This is a genomic window from Synechococcus sp. WH 5701 (assembly GCF_000153045.1).
Classification (GTDB): Bacteria; Cyanobacteriota; Cyanobacteriia; order PCC-6307; family Cyanobiaceae; genus Regnicoccus_A; species Regnicoccus_A antarcticus.
This window is the reverse complement of record NZ_CH724166.1, coordinates 34,549-36,357: the sequence shown is the minus strand read 5'-3', so window position 1 is coordinate 36,357 and position 1,809 is coordinate 34,549. Positions and strand designations below refer to the sequence as shown.

General features: G+C 56.6%; 3 protein-coding genes. All 3 read right to left on the bottom strand.

What is annotated here, in order from left to right:
* Nucleotides 1-325 (bottom strand): LD-carboxypeptidase (locus tag WH5701_RS17075; protein WP_198005229.1); only part of this gene is annotated, 325 nt, incomplete at its 3' end.
* The gene (gene purQ, locus WH5701_RS15540; RefSeq protein WP_009790175.1) at nucleotides 325-978 is read right to left on the bottom strand and encodes a phosphoribosylformylglycinamidine synthase subunit PurQ; all 654 of its coding nucleotides are present in this window, start codon (nucleotides 976-978) and stop codon (nucleotides 325-327) included. The genes purQ and WH5701_RS17075, both read right to left, overlap by 1 nt.
* Nucleotides 975-1,265, bottom strand: a complete 291-nt coding sequence (purS, locus tag WH5701_RS15535) for a phosphoribosylformylglycinamidine synthase subunit PurS (RefSeq protein ID WP_006173539.1) — start codon at nucleotides 1,263-1,265, stop codon at nucleotides 975-977. Before purS ends, purQ begins: the two co-directional genes overlap by 4 nt.
* Nucleotides 1,266-1,809: the final 544 nt, after the last annotated feature.

The window sequence follows — 1,809 nt, the reverse complement described above, 5'->3', positions numbered from 1 at the left end:
CGGCATCAATGCTGGGATCTGCCCAAGCCCTCGCCAGCTCGCCAGCTCGTTCATGGTCTCGGCCGGAAAAATATCGCCATTGCTCCGTCACTGAAGGCGGAATCTCCAGGGTCCAACCCTGGGCGGCGCAACGGTCGATCAGGGCATCAAATGTTGTCTCTGGCTCGATCCATGTGCCCGGATTGACGGCGCGTAAGCGGGATCCCTGGCGGAGTGGTGGCAGGCGAGGTGTCGATGCTTTGGCTGGGATGTTGGCGTGTCCTTCCAGCAGAGCGCCAAGCGCAGCAGTCGCTCCTGAGATCAGCAGCGAACGGCGCTGGATCATCAGTTCAGCAGCGCGTTCAGCATGCTGCGACCGTCGGTGCCACCGGTGGCTGGATCACAGGCGCGCTCAGGATGAGGCATTAGCCCAAGAACATTGCCCGACGCATTGGTGATTCCAGCAATGTCGTCCACTGAACCATTGGGGTTTGCGCCGTATCGAAGCGCAATGCAGTCCTCATCTTGAAGTTGTTTCAAGGTGTCGTTGCTGCACTGGTAACGACCTTCTCCATGGGCAATGGGCAGCACGAGCGAAGCAGCGTTGCCATAGGCCTTCAGCCAGCCAGTGCGGCTGCTTGAAACATGGAGTGGTGCGTCCTCACAAATGAAGTGCAAGTTTTGATTGCGGGTGAGGGCTCCAGGGAGCAATCCCAATTCCGTTAGCACTTGGAAGCCGTTGCAGATGCCTAGAACTCGCCCGCCTTTCGACGCGAAGTCCATCAAGGACTGGAGCACCGGTGCAAATCGGGCGATAGCTCCACAACGCAAGTAATCGCCGTAACTAAAGCCTCCTGGAAGCACAACAGCATCCAACCCGCTGAGATCGGTTTCTTCGTGCCACAACCGACGTGTGGGCAGGTTGAGGCATCCCTCGGTTGCCCATTGCACATCCCGGTCGCAGTTGGAACCAGGAAAAACAACAACCCCGATCGTCATGAATCCTGGAGCTCCAGGGACCAGTCCTCGATGACTGGGTTGGCGAGAAGTCGATCGCTCAGAAGTTCAAGCCGTCGACGGGCCTCTTCTTCATTCGGGGCGTCAATGTCCAACTCAACAGCTTTCCCGATGCGCAGTTTGCTAATCCCATCCACGCCCAGACGGATTGCGGCACCTTTTGCCGCTTCTCCAGCAGGATCCAGCACAGAGGGGCGCAGGTGGACCAGAACGCGGGCTTGATAACGCGGCACGATCACCAGCAGGGCTAGTGGAATCCTGCCAGACACCCAACCTTTTGGTTGTGTTGTGTCACCCCTAGATCTTCGGAGGGTGGTAAACCGGTTTCGGCGTTCCTGGCCAAGACCGTGTTCACCCTCACCTGCAGAAGCTGTGGGACTCCCGTTGAGATCCCTGGACGTTTTGGCTTCAAGTTGAAAAGCAGTGGCATCAACAGCACTCTGTGCAGCCGATGCCGTCAACTTCAATTTCAAGAATCAAGAGCCAATGACCTCGCTTCGGGTGATGACCAGCATTCCGATGGCCGCTTAGGGCGATCCACCTCCAGACGTTTGTTGCCGACTGCCGCTGTGGGTGTTGCGGTGTTGTTGGTGATCGGCAGTGTGTGGTTTGGACGTCGATCTAGCGATCAGAAGCAGCGTCCTCAAGAGGGCGCTGCACCCGCGGAAATCCCATTGCCCTCGAGATAAAGCGTCTGACTTGGGAACGCAAATTCAATCCCTTGTTCTTCAAACTTGCGCATGATGCTCAAGTTGATCGATTGTTGAATGTCCATCGCAAGGGTGTAGTCACGATTATCAATGTAATAAACAA